The sequence below is a fragment of the Streptomyces sp. NPDC030820 genome (assembly GCF_055572075.1).
This window is the reverse complement of sequence record NZ_JBVIEB010000004.1, coordinates 518,654-535,778: the sequence shown is the minus strand read 5'-3', so window position 1 is coordinate 535,778 and position 17,125 is coordinate 518,654. Positions and strand designations below refer to the sequence as shown.

General features: G+C 68.2%; 14 protein-coding genes. 5 read left to right on the top strand and 9 right to left on the bottom strand.

The features are described 5' to 3' along the window. The first annotated feature begins 76 nt into the window (after nt 1-76). Nucleotides 77-1,546: a beta-propeller fold lactonase family protein gene (locus ACZ418_RS14280; protein WP_468362079.1), complete on the top strand. Its 1,470-nt coding sequence runs from the start codon at nt 77-79 to the stop codon at nt 1,544-1,546. A 228-nt stretch (nt 1,547-1,774) separates the two neighbouring features. On the opposite strand, the gene ACZ418_RS14275 is transcribed toward ACZ418_RS14280, so the two are convergent. After that, on the bottom strand, nt 1,775-1,990 hold the full coding sequence (locus ACZ418_RS14275) for a hypothetical protein (protein ID WP_468362077.1): 216 nt from the start codon (nt 1,988-1,990) through the stop codon (nt 1,775-1,777). Nucleotides 1,991-2,646: 656 nt separating this feature from the next. Between ACZ418_RS14275 and ACZ418_RS14270 the strand changes: the two genes are divergently transcribed. Continuing rightward, nucleotides 2,647-4,119: a YVTN family beta-propeller repeat protein gene (locus ACZ418_RS14270; protein ID WP_468362075.1), complete on the top strand. Its 1,473-nt coding sequence runs from the start codon at nt 2,647-2,649 to the stop codon at nt 4,117-4,119. 910 nt (nt 4,120-5,029) lie between these two features. Here ACZ418_RS14270 and ACZ418_RS14265 read toward each other — a convergent pair. The 4 genes from ACZ418_RS14265 to ACZ418_RS14250 all read right to left on the bottom strand — a co-directional run bounded on the left by ACZ418_RS14265 (nt 5,030) and on the right by ACZ418_RS14250 (nt 10,521). Next, a complete protein-coding gene (locus tag ACZ418_RS14265; RefSeq protein WP_468362073.1) occupies nt 5,030-7,609 on the bottom strand; it encodes a hypothetical protein in 2,580 nt (859 codons plus the stop codon). 245 nt (nt 7,610-7,854) lie between these two features. After that, nucleotides 7,855-8,316, bottom strand: coding sequence for a hypothetical protein (locus tag ACZ418_RS14260; protein WP_468362071.1), 462 nt, complete (start codon nt 8,314-8,316; stop codon nt 7,855-7,857). Nucleotides 8,317-8,450: 134 nt separating this feature from the next. Further along, nucleotides 8,451-9,857, bottom strand: a complete 1,407-nt coding sequence (locus ACZ418_RS14255) for an NAD(P)/FAD-dependent oxidoreductase (protein WP_468362069.1) — start codon at nt 9,855-9,857, stop codon at nt 8,451-8,453. 10 nt (nt 9,858-9,867) lie between these two features. After that, nucleotides 9,868-10,521: a rhomboid-like protein gene (locus ACZ418_RS14250; RefSeq protein ID WP_468362067.1), complete on the bottom strand. Its 654-nt coding sequence runs from the start codon at nt 10,519-10,521 to the stop codon at nt 9,868-9,870. On the opposite strand from ACZ418_RS14250, the gene ACZ418_RS14245 reads away from it, so the two are divergent. Together ACZ418_RS14245 and ACZ418_RS14240 are read left to right on the top strand one after the other, a co-directional pair. Beyond that, nucleotides 10,520-11,434 (top strand): aminoglycoside phosphotransferase family protein, encoded by a 915-nt coding sequence (locus ACZ418_RS14245; protein ID WP_468362065.1) that lies wholly within the window; start codon nt 10,520-10,522, stop codon nt 11,432-11,434. The genes ACZ418_RS14250 and ACZ418_RS14245 overlap by 2 nt on opposite strands. Nucleotides 11,435-11,443: 9 nt before the next feature. Beyond that, nucleotides 11,444-11,923, top strand: coding sequence for a GNAT family N-acetyltransferase (locus ACZ418_RS14240; RefSeq protein WP_468362063.1), 480 nt, complete (start codon nt 11,444-11,446; stop codon nt 11,921-11,923). Here the strand turns inward: ACZ418_RS14240 and ACZ418_RS14235 are convergent. From ACZ418_RS14235 to ACZ418_RS14225, 3 genes are all read right to left on the bottom strand, one after another. Beyond that, the gene (locus tag ACZ418_RS14235) at nt 11,912-13,426 is read right to left on the bottom strand and encodes an MFS transporter (protein WP_468362061.1); all 1,515 of its coding nucleotides are present in this window, start codon (nt 13,424-13,426) and stop codon (nt 11,912-11,914) included. The two genes, ACZ418_RS14240 and ACZ418_RS14235, sit on opposite strands and share 12 nt — an antisense overlap. Nucleotides 13,427-13,515: 89 nt before the next feature. Next, complete coding sequence (locus tag ACZ418_RS14230; RefSeq protein ID WP_468362059.1) at nt 13,516-14,487, bottom strand: zinc-binding dehydrogenase; 972 nt, start codon at nt 14,485-14,487, stop codon at nt 13,516-13,518. A gap of 48 nt (nt 14,488-14,535) precedes the next feature. Next, nucleotides 14,536-15,696: an NAD(P)-binding protein gene (locus tag ACZ418_RS14225; protein WP_468362335.1), complete on the bottom strand. Its 1,161-nt coding sequence runs from the start codon at nt 15,694-15,696 to the stop codon at nt 14,536-14,538. A 162-nt stretch (nt 15,697-15,858) separates the two neighbouring features. Between ACZ418_RS14225 and ACZ418_RS14220 the strand changes: the two genes are divergently transcribed. After that, a complete protein-coding gene (locus tag ACZ418_RS14220) occupies nt 15,859-16,548 on the top strand; it encodes a pentapeptide repeat-containing protein (protein WP_468362057.1) in 690 nt (229 codons plus the stop codon). Nucleotides 16,549-16,551: 3 nt separating this feature from the next. On the opposite strand, the gene ACZ418_RS14215 is transcribed toward ACZ418_RS14220, so the two are convergent. Next, nucleotides 16,552-17,052: a hypothetical protein gene (locus ACZ418_RS14215; RefSeq protein ID WP_450983080.1), complete on the bottom strand. Its 501-nt coding sequence runs from the start codon at nt 17,050-17,052 to the stop codon at nt 16,552-16,554. Between the last annotated feature and the right edge of the window lie 73 nt (nt 17,053-17,125).

Genomic DNA, 17,125 nt, shown 5'->3' with positions numbered 1-17,125 from the left:
GAGTGGGCCGTATCGAGGTCCGGGGCCCGAGAAGAACGAGCTTCGACTCTTGCCGTGGGCGTGGGTGCGGGCCTGCATGGCGGGGCTGGCCATGCTGGCGGGGCTGGCCCTGCCGGCCGTTGCGCCGACTCCGGCGCGGGCCGCCACGTCCACAACCGCCTACGTCAGCAACCAGACCGACAACACGGTGTCGGCGATCGACACCGCAACCAACACCGTCACCGCCACCATCCCCGTGGGCACGAGGCCGTTTGGCGTCGCGGTCACTCCGGACGGCGAGCACGCCTACGTCGCCAACGAGGGCTCGGACAGCGTGTCGGTGATCGACACCGCCACCAACGCCGTCACCACCACAATCCCCCTCGCCCCCGGCGCCGGTCCGAATGGTGTGGCGATTACCCCCGACGGCACGCACGCCTACGTCGCCAACACAGGCAACCCCTTTTCACCCAGCCCGGGTAACACGGTGTCGGTGATCGACACCGCCACCAACACCGTCACCACCACCATCACCAACACCGTCAGCGCTCCGTTCGCTGTGGCGATCACCCCGGATGGCGCACGCGCCTACGTCACCGGTTACCAAAACACCGGCGCCGTATCGGTGATCGACACCGCCACCAACGCCGTCACCGCCACCATCACCAACGGCATCGGCAACTTCCCGGCCGCTGTGGCGATCACTCCGGACGGTAGTCGCGCCTACATCGTCAACCAGGGCAACTCGCACAATGTGTCGGTGGTCGACACCGCCACCAACACGGTCACCACCGCCATCCTCGTCAGTACCGCACCGTCCGGCATCGCGATCACCCCCGACGGCTCGCGCGCGTACGTACCGGGGGACTCCGGGGTGGACGTGATCGACACCACCACGAACACGGTCACCGACCACGTGGGCACCAACTCCGCTGTCGGGGTGGCGATCACCCAGGACGGCACGCGAGCCTACGTCGCCGTTCCCGGGGGCCCCAGAGCCGTCGACGTGATCGATACGGCCACCAATGCGGTCATCGCCACCATCGCCGTGGGCAACAGTCCGCAACAGGTCGCCATCGCCCCCGCCGCCCCTCCGAGCGGGCCTTCCTTGACCATCAACAAGACCCACACCGGGACCTTCACACCCGGCAGGCAGGGCACCTACACCATCACCGTCGGCAACAACGGGACCGCTCCGACCGATGGCACCACGGTCACCGTGCACGACACCCTCCCAGCACAACTCACCGCCATCCGACTCGCCGGCTCCGGCTGGAACTGCGTCCGGTCCACCCTGACCTGCACCCGCAGCGACGTTGTCAACCCCGGGAACAGCTACCCGGCCATCACCCTGAGGGTTCGCGTCGCCCGTAACACCCCGGCCCAGGTCGTCACCAACACCGTCACCGTCACCGGAGGCGGTGACACCACCACACACACCGCCACCGACCCCACCACCATCGACCCGAATTGGTGCCACCACGAGCCGGGCCACCACGAGACCCACGACAAGAAGTCACCCGCACCGAACATGCCCCCTACCTGCGGTTCCGCCGCAAGTAGGTAGTTGACATCAGCGACGCCGGACAGGGGCGTACACCAGCGTCTCTGTCCGACCGTCGGACCAGTCGACGGCAGCAGCTATCAACAGCCGAGCCTGCCGTAGACAACCGCAACTTCCCAAGCCGAGAGCGCGAGTCGGTGATCGCTTGTCGCGCGCCGGATTCGTGCCAGATGGCTGATCGTCGGGGTCGGCAGGCTTCGCTTCTGGCACTGCCGCAGCTTTCCGGCGTGCCTAGCGGACGACGGCGTCCAGTCGGGCTGCAACCTCCTGCTGACCGTCGTCGTCGGACTGCAAGTCCACGATCGCCGCTATCGGCTCCGTGCTGCGGCCCTCCGCCCGGCGGACGGCGTCCCGCAACCGGTCGTGCAACTCGGCCGCCAGGACCGTAGTGCGCCAGCGGACGAAGAAGGCGTAGACCCGCGGCCAGGGCGGGAAGTCCGTCGGCATCGCCCGCTACCTGATGCCGTTGTCGACGAGGCAGCGCACGGCGTCGATCGTCTGCCGGTGGCAGTAGCCCTCCGGACGCCCGCCCCGCCCGCCAGCCACCCCGGCACCAGCAGCAGATCCCGCACCAGCGCCCACTCGGCATCACTCATGTCCGAGCCGTACCGGGGCCGACGCTCCGGCCTCCGTTCGCGTGGTCGGTCCAATTCGGAACGGAGTGCTGGATCGGGAGAGTTGGATGGTCGGAGGCATGACGGAAGGGCCTCTTGGTAGCTCGCGGTTGTCAGATCCAGCGACAACTTTGGGGCGAGCCTTGAAGATCACGACCCCAACGGAGCTCCTGACCAAAGTCGTTCCGCCGACGTTGCAGGGCAATGTGCAGGTGGGTCGTGCGCCCTTGGGCCGTGGGCGAGGCTCCATACGAAACAGGATAAATCGTGTCATGTAGCACGAAATGATCTATCAGTGCCTAAGCTGACGCGTGGTCACAGTCGGTGATCCCGCGGCTTGTTGTCGATGCCATCGGTGCATGGCCGGCGGAGGCCGCCCTTATGCGCGAGTCGGAGGTGCCGGTGATCAGGCGCGAGAGAAGACCGAATGGGCCGTACCGCGGTCCGGAGCCCGAGGAGAGCGGGCGTCGACCACGACCATGGGTGTGGGTGCGGGCGTGCTTGGCGGGGCTGGCCATGGTGGCGGGACTGGCCTTGCCGGCCGTCACCCCGTCCCCGGCCTGGGCCGCCTCACCCCCGAACGTCTACGTCGCCAACCTCAGCTCGAACACCGTGTCGGTGATCGATTCCACCACCAACACGGTCACCGCCACCATCCCGGTCGGCGGCGGCCCGTGGGGTGCCGCGGTCACTCCGGACGGTCTGCGGGTCTACGTCGCCAACTCGGGCTCGAACACGGTGTCGGTGATCGACACCGCCACCAACACGGTCACCGCCACCATCACCGGCTTCACCGCGCCGAGAGGTGTGGCGATCACTCCGGACGGTCTGCACGTCTACGTCACCAACTCGGGCGCGGGCACTGTGTCGGTGATCGACACCGCCACCAACACGGTCACCGCCACCGTCACCGTCCAAGCCGACCCGTCCGCCGACGCGATGGCCCCGGATGGTCTGCACGTCTACGTCACCAACGATCTCTCGAACAGTGTGTCGGTGATCGATACCGCCACCAACACGGTCACCGCCACCATCCCCGTCGGCGTCAACCCGATCGGTGTGGCGGTCACCCCAGACAGCGCGCACGTCTACGTCGGCAACGACAACTCGAACAACGTGTCGGTGATCGATGCCGCTACCAACACGATCACCGCCACCGTCCCCGTCGGCACCAATCCGTTCGCTGTGGCGATTGCCCCGGACGGCGCGCACGCCTACGTCGCCAACAACTCGAACCCCGGCAGTGTGTCGGTGATCGACACCGCCACCAACACGGTCACCGCCACCGTCCCCGTCGGCGTCAACCCGGCCGGTGTGGCGGTCACCCCGGACAGCGCGCACGCCTACGTCGCCAACTTCAATTCGGCCAACGTGTCGGTGATCGACACCGCCACCAACACGGTCACCACCACCGTCGGCGTCGGCTTCAACCCGCTCGGTGTCGCGATCATCCCGGCCCCCTCGGTTCCCAAGCCTTCCTTGACCATTTCCAAGACCCACACCGGGAACTTCGCACCCGGCAGACAGGGCACGTACACCATTACCGTCGGCAACAACGGGACCGCTCCGACCGACGGCACCACGGTCACCGTGCACGACACCCTCCCGGCGCAACTCACCGCCCTCAGCATCACGGGCCGCGGATGGAGCTGCACCCAGTCCACCCTCACCTGCACCCGCAGCAACGTGCTGGCGGTAGGCAGCAGCTACCCGCCCATCACCCTGAGGGTCCGCGTCCCCCGTAACACGCCAACCCAGGTCGTCACGAACACAGTCACCGTCACCGGCGGCGGCGACACCACCACCCACACCGCCACCGACCCCACCACCATCGACCCCGATCCGCCTCACCACAAGCCGCCTCACCACAAGCCGCACCACCACAAGCCGGCTCACCACAAGCCGCACCGCCACAAGCCGGCTCACCACAAGCCGCACCACCACAAGCCGGGCAAGAAGTAACCCGCAATGAAGAAGCCCCCTCCCTGCCGTTCCGCCGCAAGGAGGGGGCCTTTCAGCGGGCTGGGCCCAGCTCTGGGCAGGCAGCTGATTGATCGGACCGTCCGGCGACAGGGGCCAGAGAGTCCGGTGCCAGCGGCTATCTGAACCTCTGCCTACTTCTCCCGCATCGTGGAGATCTGTACAGCAGCGAAGTACAGCAACCACCGCGACCACAGGTAGCCATCAACGGCTGCCGATGACCGCACGACCAGCGCCCTGGACCGCAATGGCCGCCCGGCCGAGAGTTCGGGACGAAGAGGTCACCGTATCGGTTGTGGCGGGTGGGCAGTCCGGCCCTAGCCACGGCGGTTGGCGGGACCCGGTTGGCCTCCCATGGCCATCTGACGGCAGTTCTTGACGGCAACAGCGATGGACGGCTGCCGTACCCGAAGACACAGCCCCGTCCTTCGCAGGTCCGACAAGCTAGCCGTGATCCTGGCTTGGCCCGTCGCGGAAGGATCTTGTAAAGCGAAGGTCGTCGGTTCGAATCCGACAGGGGGCTCTGACGCTGAACAGCACGAACGCCCCGGCCGATGATCGGTCCGGCGCGTTCGACATCCACGGGTGACATCAACCGGGGCGGTCACTCACGATCGACACGGTGCCTGAGCAGGCGGACCATGTGACTGATGGCCTCGCGCTGTGTGTCCGACGTCACGTGCACCCTGCCCCTGATCACCATGACCCGGCAGCTCAGGGATCTTCACCTCCCCTGGGGGAGCCAGGCAAGAGCGAGTGCGAGGAAGCGAATGCCTAGCCGGGGACCGTGGCGGTAGCGGGGCACCCTTGAGCCCCTGGAGTAGCTGAACACGATGGTGGACCAGCTGTCGTGGTGTCGGCATCCGGGTGCACGAGGAACGCTTCCTCTAGATCAGCGGTTCGATGGACTGGCTGCTGGGGATGGCCGTGGTGTTGTGATCTCACTGACCCACGATCCTGCCAGCGTGGTGCCCAGCGCGGTCATCACCGCTACAAGGACGGTTGAGACCGGGAGCGCCACAGAGGAAAGGCGTCTCATGTCCCGGACTTGACTCCATTGGAGCCCGGCCGCCCGAGCTAGGCGTGCCTCCCAAGACAAACCCAGACCGAGAGAGAGCACGAAGCATTGCCCCGCCGTCACAGCGGCAAGTACGGCAACGCCTGTCCGACGGTCTGTACCAAGCCATGCCGTGGCTGAAGGGTCGAGTAGCGATGCAACCAACGGCAGTTCCGCAATGGGAACAATCAGGATAAGCATCCATGCAGCTTTACCTACGGGACTATTTCCCCGGATCCATGTATAGGCATAGCCAAAAATAAATCCAAACAGGACCCAAACGAGTAGCGCGGCCACGAGATCGTAGAGGGAGTGAAGGTTGACCAGATCACGAAGGGTTAGGCGCTCACTTCCCCATTGCACGTACAGTACCCAAGGGAGGGACAGCAGTCCGGCCGCACGCGCACCAGCAATCGCGTTTCTCGTCGCAGACGTTCCACCGGAGGATCCTAGGGCGGCCAGTCTCAGTTTCTCCAGCCGAGTGCCTGGATCACTACCTCCGATCCAACCACCCAATCTCGACCACCTCTTGTCCCATTGCCTGACGGTCAGTTTACCTTCCGCAAATTCGGCGGCTGTGCTCCGGAGCAATGCATTCTGGCCGTGACGTAGCACTTGTGCACGTACCAGGCGGCGCATTCGACCCGCATGCTCTGCACGGCTAACCCTGTGCAGCTCCTCCGCCTTCGCTTTGTTTTTGGCCGGTAGCAGGACGGTGGTGGCTATCGCTGCGACAAGAGCCGCCAGGACCGGCCCCCACTCTTTCAGATTTTCCAGGTAGGAGTCGAGAAAAAGGGTGGCAGCGTACCAGCCCAAAAGAATGCAACAGGAGCGAACCTCGAAGAACCACTGCCCGATTTTTCCGCCAGCCCTCAGCATCCGCGCCAACACAACGACTAGGACACCGATCCGAACCAGAAGGATGGGATTGGCGGGGTCTTCAGTGAACTGCAAGCCCCAAGTCCAGTCCGATAGCGGCAGCAGCAAGATCAGGAATGCAGCCCAGGCAGCGAACTGCCACCACAGACGCCTAGCAATTGATGGATGTGGTAGTAGCGCGGAAAGAGAGGACATCCAAGGCCAACTGGCGACCAGGATTGCAAATAGGAGTGCAATCCCGGAGCGGGCTGGGAATAGGCAAACGAGTCCGATGAAGAACGCGCCGGCCGCAATGGAAATAACCACTGACCAGCGCTTCCCCGCGCTGCCAAGAACCCCACGACTCAGCAGGAACCAGGTAAATGCGATCAATGCTGCCGACGCAATCGGCAGCATAACGCCAACCAGGAACAAACCGTGAGTGAGTGCCGCGATTACGCTCACGAGGACCAGCGCGGGCAGAGCGGCTGCCACCGCAGCCAGATCGAAGTCCTTGATATTCGGAGGCCGATCATTCCTTACGCGATAGGCGGTTGCTGCCACCAAAACAGGAAGAAGAAGCCAGAGCCATGCGGTAAGCAGTTCCGGGTATAGGCCGAAGGGAGAAGATGGTCCAAGCCACCAGAGGAACGATGTCACTATCACGCATGCGACCGCCAGCGCGGCCCATCGGTGACGACTTTCGCCGGGAAAGAAACCGCGCACGGGTGGCAGTAGAACAAAAAGCGCACTTGCCCCAAGAAGTGAGATGAGAAAGATGTAAGGAGCCCTTTGCTCGCGCGGGCTGAATCTCGCGGGCTCGCCTTGCACGAGCGTTACTGAATAATTCGAAAAAGGGCTGGGCGGTGGAGGCAGGGTCAACTCGACAGATTCTTTGTCCTGTTTGAGCACCTTTCCTCCGGTCACCTGGACGAGATTCCATCCAGGCGCCGTGATTGAGATCTTCCAGTTTTGGAATATCTCTCCGCCTTCGGATTGATCGCTGTAGACGCGCAGCGAAGAACTCTTTGCCTGGGTCGCGTCCATGATGTCAACACGGCTTCCGTGTACGTACACGTCGGACGTTGCACCAGCTTGCTCGATGACCGCCCTGGTCGAGGGCCCACTAAATGGATAGAGGAAGCTGCAGTAGGGCGCATCCGCTGTTTTTTGGTCAATCTTGGTCGGGCATGCAAACTTGAAAATTCCTGGCCTTACTCCGAATACGCCTGCGTCTGCTTGGCCAGACCGCAACTTCGTGGTGAGGTTGTCGCTGGCATGTAGGTGTAATCCCACTGTTGTTGTGATCTTCCAATCCCCGTTGCCCTCTTTAGTGAGTTTGATTGACGTTTCCCCTGTGCGATCCAGAACCTTTGGCGTTTCGTTGCCGTTCTTGTGCCGTCCCGGGAAGGGTTCTGAGGTCGCCTTGCCTTGGTCTTTTAGTTCGTTCTCTCCCCACTCGCGATCCCACCAATTGCGAAAGAAATGCCCGCCAATCAAAATCGCGACGGCCCATGTCAGCGCCAGTGCCGTGCGCAGTGGCAACTTCCAATTCACTCTGCGTTTCCCTCGGCATGTGATCCGTAGGCTAGGTGCCGGCTGGGCAGCCTGACCCGATGGTGGAACTATTTTGCAACGGTGAGTTCCGGTAACGCTCGTAGTGCTGCGGTAATTGGGTGATTGGTTGAATCCTGAATTCGGCTGGCGAATCCGACAGGGGACTCCAGACAACCGGGCCGACCTGGGGTTTCCCTCAGGTCGGCCCGCTCTCGTCGGCCTGCTCGGTGCCAGCCCAGCAAACCTCAGCGATCGTCGTGCCTGTAGTGGTTGCTGTTTTTGTTATGAATGTGCAGGCGGATGTGGTTGTTGTTGTAATTGTTGTTGCGGTTATGGGTGTGCAGGCGGATGTGGCCGTTCCCGCCCGAGCCGTTGCCCTGGTTGCCGTTGCCCTGGCCGCCACCCCAGCTGTTGCCCTGGCCGCCACCCCAGCTGTTGCCCTGGCCGCCACCCGGGCTGTTGCCCTGGTCGCCCCCCGAGCTGTTGCCGGATTGGTCGCAACCCGAGCCGCTGCCTTGCTCACCGCCCATGCCGTTGCCGGATTGGTCGCAGGCAGGCTGCGAGGCGACCGCTGGCACAGACACCGGTGACGTGGACGAGGGATAGTCAGCCGCGCTTGATGCGCCGGTGCCGGCTGCCATTGCGAGGATGGGCGCCGCGCACACGGCAGCGAGCATTGAGCCCTTCCCGGCCTTCTTTGCAAGCATGCCGACACCCCCTAAGGGGTTTTCAAACGATCTCTTTGAATCGACTGTTTGTCCTGGCGTCCGACGTAGATAGGGCCGGACGGCCCACAGCGTGCGGGGCGATTGGGCACAATGTCCGCGCACCGGCGGGCCGCTCAGTGCCGTCCCGCCACCCGGTCCGCAATCTTCGCCAGCCGTGCGGACTCCGTCCCCGGGCGGAGGCGTTCCCGCTGGTCGGCGGTGCGGCAGGTGGCGTACATGCCGTGGACGCCGAGCCAGCGCAGGGGTTCGGGTTCCCACTTGCGGACCTTGTGATTCACCCAGGGCAGGTCCGTCAGCTCGGTGCGGCCGCCCTGGCCGGAGTCCTGCTGGACCAGGTCGCGCAGGGTGCGGGCGGCCAGGTTGGTGGTGGCGACGCCGGAGCCGACGTACCCGCCGGCCCAGCCGAGGCCCGTCGAGCGGTCGAGGGTCACCGTGGCGCACCAGTCGCGGGGTACGCCGAGGACGCCCGACCAGGCGTGCGTCACGCGGACGCCGGCCAGGGCCGGGAAGAAGCGGGTCAGGATCTCGTGGAGGGCCTCGATGGTGGCCGCCTGGGTGCGGCCGTCGTTGTCCGTCCTCGATCCGAAGCGGTAGGGGACCCCGCGGCCGCCGAGTGCGATGCGGCCGTCGGCGGTGCGCTGGGCGTACATGTAGGCGTGGGCCATGTCGCCGAGGGTTTCGCGGCCGTCCCAGCCGATGGACGCCCACTGGTCATCGGTCAGCGGTTCGGTGGCGATCATCGAGGAGTTCATGGGGAGCCAGGTGCGCTTCTGGCCCTTCAGGGACGCGGTGAAGCCCTCGGTGCAGCGCAGGATGTAGGGGGCGCGGACCGTGCCGTAGGGGGTGACGGCGTGCTTGGGGCGGATCTCGGTGACCGGGGTCGACTCGTGGATGGTGACGCCGAGGGCCTCGACCGCCGCCGCGAGGCCCTTGACCAGCTTCGCCGGGTGCAGTCGGGCGCCGTGCGGGGTCCAGGTGGAGCCGACCGCGTCGGCGATGCGGATGCGTTCGGCGGTCTGGCGGGCGCCGTACAGTTCCCGGTCCTTCTCGCCGTACGACAGCTCGTGTTCGTGGAAGGCCCTGAGGCGGGCCAGTTGGGCGGGTGTGGTGGCCACCTCGAGGACGCCGCCCCGGTGGATGTCGGCGTCGATGCCCTCCGCCTCGGCCGCCGCGATCACCTCGGCGACGGTGTCGTTCATCGCCTTCTGCAGGCGTACGGCGGCTTCGCGGCCGTGCAGCCTGGCGTACCGTTCGCGGCCGGCGATGCCGTTGTAGAGCCAGCCGCCGTTGCGGCCGGAGGCGCCGTAGCCGCAGAACTTCTGTTCCAGGACGGTGATGCGGAGGAACGGGGCGGCCTTCTTCAGGTAGTACGCGGTCCACAGGCCGGTGTAGCCGCCGCCGATGATCGCGACGTCGGCGGTCGCGTCCCCGGGCAGGGGCTCGCGTACCGCGGGGAGGCCGTCGTCCGCGTACCAGAAGGAGATCCCGCCGTTGACGACACTGCTTGCCGTGCTGCTCATGGCCGGGACGTTAACCCCTTGGAGCGGCCAGTGTCTCCTTCGGATTCCATGCTTTTCCGCGGCCTCTGGTCAGGGGGTAACAGGCCAGTCCGATCAGTACGGAGACGAAGTGGCCGAGTTCGGTGAAGGTGCGTCCCGCGGCCAGGGGCAGGGTGAAGACGACCAGGATGACCAGGAGATACGCGTACCGCCAGGGGGCCGCGATGCGGTAGGCGAGGACGCCGATGACCCCGGCCAGGGCGTAACTGACGCCGATGTCGAGGGTGTTGACGGCCGAGTGCGGGGCCATGCCGTCCCGGATGGCCTTGAGCAGGGCGCCCTCGCTGATGAGGGTGGCCAGGACGTGCGCCAGGGCGCACACCGCGAGCCAGCGGGCCGTGCCGAGCCAGCGTTCGGCGGGCGCCTGGAACACGGTGTACAGCAGGACATAGGGAAGCCAGTGGCCGCTGTCGATCCACATCGCGCTGGCCACCAGGACCCGTACGGGATTGCGGGACAGTTCGTGGATGTTGGTCGACCGCTGCCGCAGGAAGTGCTGCTCGAACTCCGGCGACATCTGGTGCAGCGCGACGGTCGTCACGAACAGGACCGCCAGCCACACATACGTGCCGGGAGCACTGCGGATGTACGCCCACACATGGCCGAGGCCCCGGATGATTCGCATGAGGCGATTCACGCACGGCAGTATCGTCCGGTCCGTGATTGACATTCCCGGCGATCTCGCACGGGCCCAGGAGACGTACAACGGTGCGGCGGGGCGGGCGTTCGTCGCCGGGCTGCCGGACCTTGCGGCGGCCTTTCTGGACCGCTGGCGGCTGCGGCTCGACGGGCCTTCGATGAACGGCGTCAGCGCTCTGGTCCTGCCGGTCGTCCGGGCCGACGGCGGCCGCGCCGTGGTCAAGCTCCAGCTGCCGGACGAGGAGAACGAGGGCGAGCCGGTCGCGCTGCGGCTGTGGGACGGCGACGCGGCCGTACGGCTGCTGGACCACGATCCGGCGACGGGCACCATGCTCCTGGAGCGGCTGGACGAGTCGCGGGTGCTGTGCGCCGTGGCCGACACGCGTGCGGCCGTCGTGGTCATCGCCCGGCTGCTGGCCCGGCTGACGTCCGTCCCGGCCCCGCCGGGCATGCGCCGGCTCGGTGACATCGCCGAGGCCATGCTGGAGCGGACGCCCTGGGCGCTGGAGCGCATCCCCGACCTCCGGGTGCGCCGGACGGTCGCCGACTGCGCGGCCGCGGTGCGGGAGGTCGTCGCGGAGCCCGGTGACCGGCTGCTGCACTGGGATCTGCACTTCGAGAACGTGCTGGCCGCCGCTCGCGCCGAGTGGCTGGCCATCGACCCGAAGCCGCTCGCCGGCGATCCGGGCTTCGAGCTGTGGCCGGCGCTGGACAACCGTTTCGAGGCGGCCGAGGTGCGCCGGCGCTTCGACGCGATGACGGAGGTGCTCGGTCTGGACCGGGAGCGGGCGCGCGCCTGGACGCTGGGCCGGCTGCTGCAGAGGGCCCTGTGGGACGTGGCGGACGGCCGGCCGATCGAGGAGCGGCAGCTGGAGATCGCGCGCCGGCTCAGCGATTAGCCTCACCGCATGATTCGTACCGCGACACCCGCCGACCTTCCCGTCATCCGCGCCCTGATCCGTGAGCTGGCCGAGTACGAGAAGGCCCCGCACGAGGCGAGGGCGACGCAGGAACAACTCCGGGAGGCGCTGTTCGGTGAGCGGCCGGCGGCGTTCGTCCACATGGCTGTGGACGACGCCACCGGTCAGGCCGTGGGGTTCGCGCTGTGGTTCCTGAACTTCTCGACCTGGCGCGGGGTGCACGGCATCCATCTGGAGGACCTGTACGTCCGGCCGAGTGCCCGTGGCGGCGGGCACGGCCGGGCGCTGCTGACGGAGCTGGCGCGGATCTGTGCGGAGCGCGGGTACGAGCGCCTGGAGTGGTCGGTGCTCGACTGGAATCAGCCCGCGATCGGCTTCTACGAGGCGCTGGGTGCCCGTCCGCAGGACGAGTGGACGGTGTACCGGCTGACGGACGGGCCGCTCGCGCGGTTGGCGTCAGATCACTGACTCGGGTACCGGGGCGTCGGCCGGCACCCCGTGCTTCGGCGCCCTGGCCGTGACCATCAGGCCGGCGGTCAGGCCCGCCAGGAGCATCACGCCGGCCGCCCACCAGATGGCGACGGTGTAGCCGTGGACGACTCCGGCCGGGACCACGAGGGCCTTGGGTGCGCCGACGCGCAGGTGGGCGGTGATGTAGGCGGTGCTGGTGGTGGTGGCGATGGTGTTGAGCAGCGCCGTACCGATCGAGCCGCCCACCTGCTGTGAGGTGTTGACGGTCGCGGAGGTGACGCCGGAGTCGCGGGGCGCGACACCGGCGGTCGCGGTCGCGAACACGGGCATGAAGGTCAGGCCCATGCCGAGGCCCATGAGGATGAGGGCGGGCAGGATGTCCGTGGTGTAGGAGGAGTGGACCGTGATGCGGGTGAGGAGCGCCATGCCGCCCGCGGCGATGACCATGCCGGGAGCCATGAGCATGCGCGGGGCCACATGCTGCAGCAGCCGCGCGGAGATCTGCGTGGCGCCGGTGATGATCGCGGCGGTCAGCGGCAGGTAGGCGAGGCCCGTCCTGACCGGCGAGTAGCCGAGGATGATCTGCAGGTAGTAGGTCATGAACAGGAACAGCCCGAACATGCCGATCGTCGCGAGCATCATGGTCAGGAAGCAGCCGGCGCGGCTGCGGTCCTTGATGATGTGCAGCGGGAGCAGGGGGCTCGGGGCGCGGTTCTGCCACCAGACGAACGCGGTGAGCAGGAGCAGCCCGCTCGCGAACAGGGCGAGCACCAGGGAGTCGCTCCAGCCGCGGGGCTGCGCCTCGCTGAAGCCGTAGACGATCGCGACGAGTCCGCCGCAGCCGAGCAGGGCGCCGGGTACGTCGAGGCGGGACTCGCGGTGGCCGGGGCGGTCGTGCAGGAGGGCGAAGGCGCCGATCACGGCGAGCACGGCGATGGGCACGTTGACGTACAGGCACCAGCGCCAGTTGAGGTACTCGGTCAGCAGGCCGCCGACGATGAACCCGATCGCCGAGCCGCTGCCGGCGAGGGCGCCGTACACGCCGAAGGCCTTGCCGCGTTCGCGGGGGTCGGTGAAGGTCGTGGTCAGCAGGGAGAGCGCCGAGGGTGCGAGGACGGCGGCGAAGGCGCCCTGGAGCGCGCGGGCGCCGAAGAGCATGCCGGAGCTGGTGGCGGCGCCGCCGATCGCGGAGGCGACGGCGAAGCCGATGAGCCCGAAGACGAAGGTGCGTTTGCGTCCGACGATGTCGGCGACGCGGCCGCCGAGCAGCAGCAGGCCGCCGAAGGCGAGGGTGTAGGCGGTGATCACCCACTGCCGGTTGCCGTCGGACATGTGCAGGGCGTGCTGGGCGGAGGGGAGCGCGATGTTCACGATCGTCGCGTCCAGGACGACCATCAGCTGGGCGAGGGCGATGACGACGAGGGCCCACCAGCGGTGCGGGTCGGTCCCCTCCGGGGCCTCTCGGGGGGTTCCGGTCGCACCCGTTCGGCCGATACTCATCTGGCCAGAAGACCATGAATCGGGGCGTATCGCATCCGTCTGTGCGTTGCGGCCGCTCGGAGCGTTTCGTATGGCTTTCGGTGCGCGTTTCATGGTTCGAGTACCACCTTTCCGATCGTGCCGCGGTTCTCCAGTGCGCGGTGGGCGGCGGCCGCCTGTGCGAGGGGGAAGCGGGTGACGGCGGGGCGCAGCCGGCCATGGGCCGCTTCGGCGAGCGCGCGCAGTTCGAGCGCGCGCAGGCCACCGGCCCTGCGGAGCATGTCGGGGCCGAGCACGGACCGGGGGACGCCCTCGACGAAGTGCCCCGCGCCCGCCCCGACGCCCTCCGCCGACCAGCCGAAGACCAGGTGCCGCCCGCCGGGTCCGAGGAGGGCGACGGACTGCCGGGCCGCCTCGCCGCCGACGCCGTCGTAGACGATCGAGGCCTGCCTCGCCCCGAGGCCGGCCCGGACCTTCGCGGGCCAGGCGCTGTCGGTGTAGTCGACGGCGGGATCGGCGCCGTTCGCCCGGGCCCGGGCCGTCTTCTCCGGGCCGCCCGCGAGTCCGATCACGGTGGCGCCGGCGTTCTTGGCGTACTGCACGAGCAGGGTGCCGATGCCTCCGGCGGCGGCCGGTACGACGACCACGTCGTCCGGCCCCGGCTCGGCGAACCGCACGATCCCGAGCGCCGTTCGCCCCGTACCGATCATGGCGACGGCGGCGGCGAAGTCCAGGTTCCGCGGGATCTCGTGCACGCGGTCGACCTCGGTGACAGCGAGTTCGGCGTACCCTCCGGGCGCGAAACCGAGATGGGCCACGACCCGCTTGCCGAGCCACAGCCCGTCGACGCCGTCGCCGAGCGCGTCCACGACCCCGGCGACCTCGCGGCCGGGCACGGTCGGCAGGGCGGGCCGCTCGGGCAGCGGGCCCCGGTGCCCGGCGCGCAGGGCGGCGTCGAGCAGGTGCACCCCGGCCGCGGTGACCGCGATCCGCACCTGGCCCGGCCCGGGGACCGGGTCCGGGGCCTGCTCGTAGCTGAGATTCTCGGCGGGACCGAAGGCGTACAGACGGACGGCGTGCATGGAGGCCCCCCAGGAGGACGGCTGTGTCAACGGGACCACGCTCCGACCTCAAGCGCGCTTGAGGTCAAGGACGGGGCGGCCGAGGATCAGGGACACCGCGGTGACCGCGCTGTTGAAGGACACCTCCGACAGCACACCCGGCGCCGCCACCTGGTCGCCGACCAGGTAGACCCCGTCACCGCGGTCCACGGCGGGCCGGTCCCGCCAGCTGCTCCCGGGCAGGTCCACGGCCCCGGTACGGCCGTCCGCCACCGCCTCCCGGCGCCAGGTCAGCCGCTCCCGCCAGCCCGGGAAGCCCAGGTCGAGAAGTTCCTCGGCGCGGGCGAGACCGTCGGCACGGGACTCGCCCGGCCCGATCGGGAACTGCCCCTGGATCAGCTGCTCCCCGGCCGGGGCGAGCGAGCGGTCCTGTGCCGTGAACCGCTCGATCCAGCCGGGCGCGTCCAGGTCGGAGACGGCGAAGGCGTCCCCGCGCCGGGTGCGTACGGCGAGGTCGAGCAGGACGGTACGGCCGCTCGGCCAGGTCAGCGAGTCGTCGCCGAGCAGCCGGCGGGCGGCGGCCAGCGAGGTGGCGACGACCACGGGGCTGTCGGTGGGCAGTGTGTCGACGCGGGACAGCGTCTCGATCCGCACGCCCAGCTTCCAGGCCCGGGTGGCCATCCGGTCGATCAGGGAGGCCCAGCCGCCGACCGGGTAGTGCGCCTCCGGCGGCAGCTTGGTGGCCCGGCGCAGCCGTTCCTGCACGAACGCGGCGGACAGGGCGCCGGGGTCGTGGTGGAACAGGGCGACGGCCGCGTAGTGCGCGGCGGCGCGGGCGCCCTCCTCGCCGGCTACACCGGTCGCCCAGCTCAGGAAGTCGGTGTCGACGGGCGCCTGCCGGATGCCGGGGCGCAGCAGCTTCAGCATCCCGAAGGGCGGGGTGCGGCGCAGCGCGCCGTGGTGCCGCAGCCGCAGCCGGGCGGCCTCCAGGGCCGGGATCGGGGCGAGCGGTCCGATCAGGTTCCGCTGCCTGAGCCAGGCCCAGTGCGGGCCGCCGTTGTACAGGGCGTGCGGGCCCTCGTTGGTGCGGTACGGCCCCTCGGCGGTGCGGGCCCGGCCGCCCAGGGTGTGATGCGCCTCGTACACGGTGACCGTGGCGCCTGCCTCGGCGGCGGTGATCGCGGCGGTGAGTCCGGCGAACCCGCCGCCGACGACGGTGATGCGGTGCATGGGGCGGTGCATGAGGTGGGCCCTCCCTCGGATCGGTACACCTGGTCCGTGCGTACGGCTGTCGGTCCGTAACTAGGACTGTTCGGCAGGGCCGGAATGTGACATCGCCGGGGTATGCGCAGGTCGGACGGACTGTCAGTGGTGGGGTGCAGCATGGGGGGCATGGCGAGGAGAGCGACGGGCGGCCGTGCGGCGGGCCGGGCAGCGGTGAAGGGCGCGCGACGGCCGGAGCTGCGGCTGCCGCCCCTGGAGCCGTGGTCCGACGGCGAGTTGGCGCCGGACGGGGACTATGACGGGCTGGAGTTCCGGGACGCCGACCTGACCGGGCAGGACGGCGTGGGCGCCCGGTTCATGGACTGCGCGCTGACCGGCTGCGTGGTGGAGGATGCGGCGCTGGGCCGGGCCAGAGTCCTGGACTCGGTCCTGACCGGACTGCGCGGGGTGGGCACGCATCTGGCCGAGTCCACGTTCCGGGACGTCGAGCTGATCGACCCCCGGCTGGGCGGCACGCAGCTGCACGGCGCCGTCCTGGAGCGGGTCGTGGTCCGCGGCGGCAAGATCGATTACTTGAATCTGCGTGAGGCGCGCCTCAAGGACGTGGTCTTCGAGTCCTGCGTGCTGGTCGAGCCGGACTTCGCGGGCGCGAGCCTGGAGCGGGTGGAGTTCGTCGACTGCGCGCTGAGAGAGGCCGACTTCGGCAGCGCGACACTCAAGGACGTGGACCTGCGCGGCGCGGCTCCGCTGGAGATCGTGCGGGGGCTGGACCGGCTGTCGGGGGCGGTGATCAGCACGGGGCAACTGCTGGACCTGGCACCGGCGCTGGCGGCGGAGCTGGGGATCCGGGTGGAATAGGCCTTACGGCAGCCGCGGAAAGCGGGCCTGGAGGGTCCAGATGGCCGGGTTCTCCGCCAGGTCCTCATGGAGGTCGGTCAGGTCGGCGATCAGGTCGTGCAGGAAGTCGCGGGCCTCGCGGCGCAGTTCGGCGTGGGAGAAGGACAGCGGGGACTCCTCGGCCGGCACCCAGTCGGCGGTGATGTCCACCCAGCCGAAGCGGCGCTCGAACAGCATCCGGTCGGTGGACTCGGTGAAGTCCAGCTCCGCCCGCTGCGGCCGGGCCGCGCGGGAGCCCATCGGGTCCCGGTCCAGCCGCTCCACGATGTCGCACAGCGCCCACGCGAAGTCCAGCACCGGCACCCATCCCCAGGCCGTGGACAGCTCCCGGTCCGTCTTCGTGTCCGCGAGATACACATCACCGCAGAACAGATCGTGCCGCAGCGCGTGCACGTCCGCGCGGCGGTAGTCGGTCTGCGGGGGGTCCGGGAACCGGTTGGAGAGGGCGTAGCCGATGTCGAGCACGGGAGAGATGGTGTCACGCCTCGACAGCAGCCCCGGACACTCGGATCACTCGAACCCCGGCACTTAAGATCAC

Excerpts from the sequence above, each read along its gene's own strand:
- ACZ418_RS14220 (WP_468362057.1), top strand. The coding sequence starts at position 15,859 with ATGGCGAGGAGAGCGACGGGCGGCCGTGCGGCGGGCCGGGCAGCGGTG.
- ACZ418_RS14230 (WP_468362059.1), bottom strand. The coding sequence starts at position 14,487 with ATGCACGCCGTCCGTCTGTACGCCTTCGGTCCCGCCGAGAATCTCAGC.
- ACZ418_RS14280 (WP_468362079.1), top strand. The coding sequence starts at position 77 with ATGGCGGGGCTGGCCATGCTGGCGGGGCTGGCCCTGCCGGCCGTTGCG.
- ACZ418_RS14245 (WP_468362065.1), top strand. The coding sequence starts at position 10,520 with ATGAGGCGATTCACGCACGGCAGTATCGTCCGGTCCGTGATTGACATT.
- ACZ418_RS14240 (WP_468362063.1), top strand. The coding sequence starts at position 11,444 with ATGATTCGTACCGCGACACCCGCCGACCTTCCCGTCATCCGCGCCCTG.
- ACZ418_RS14260 (WP_468362071.1), bottom strand. The coding sequence starts at position 8,316 with ATGCTTGCAAAGAAGGCCGGGAAGGGCTCAATGCTCGCTGCCGTGTGC.
- ACZ418_RS14255 (WP_468362069.1), bottom strand. The coding sequence starts at position 9,857 with ATGAGCAGCACGGCAAGCAGTGTCGTCAACGGCGGGATCTCCTTCTGG.
- ACZ418_RS14275 (WP_468362077.1), bottom strand. The coding sequence starts at position 1,990 with ATGCCGACGGACTTCCCGCCCTGGCCGCGGGTCTACGCCTTCTTCGTC.
- ACZ418_RS14225 (WP_468362335.1), bottom strand. The coding sequence starts at position 15,696 with ATGCACCGCATCACCGTCGTCGGCGGCGGGTTCGCCGGACTCACCGCC.
- ACZ418_RS14235 (WP_468362061.1), bottom strand. The coding sequence starts at position 13,426 with ATGAGTATCGGCCGAACGGGTGCGACCGGAACCCCCCGAGAGGCCCCG.
- ACZ418_RS14250 (WP_468362067.1), bottom strand. The coding sequence starts at position 10,521 with ATGCGAATCATCCGGGGCCTCGGCCATGTGTGGGCGTACATCCGCAGT.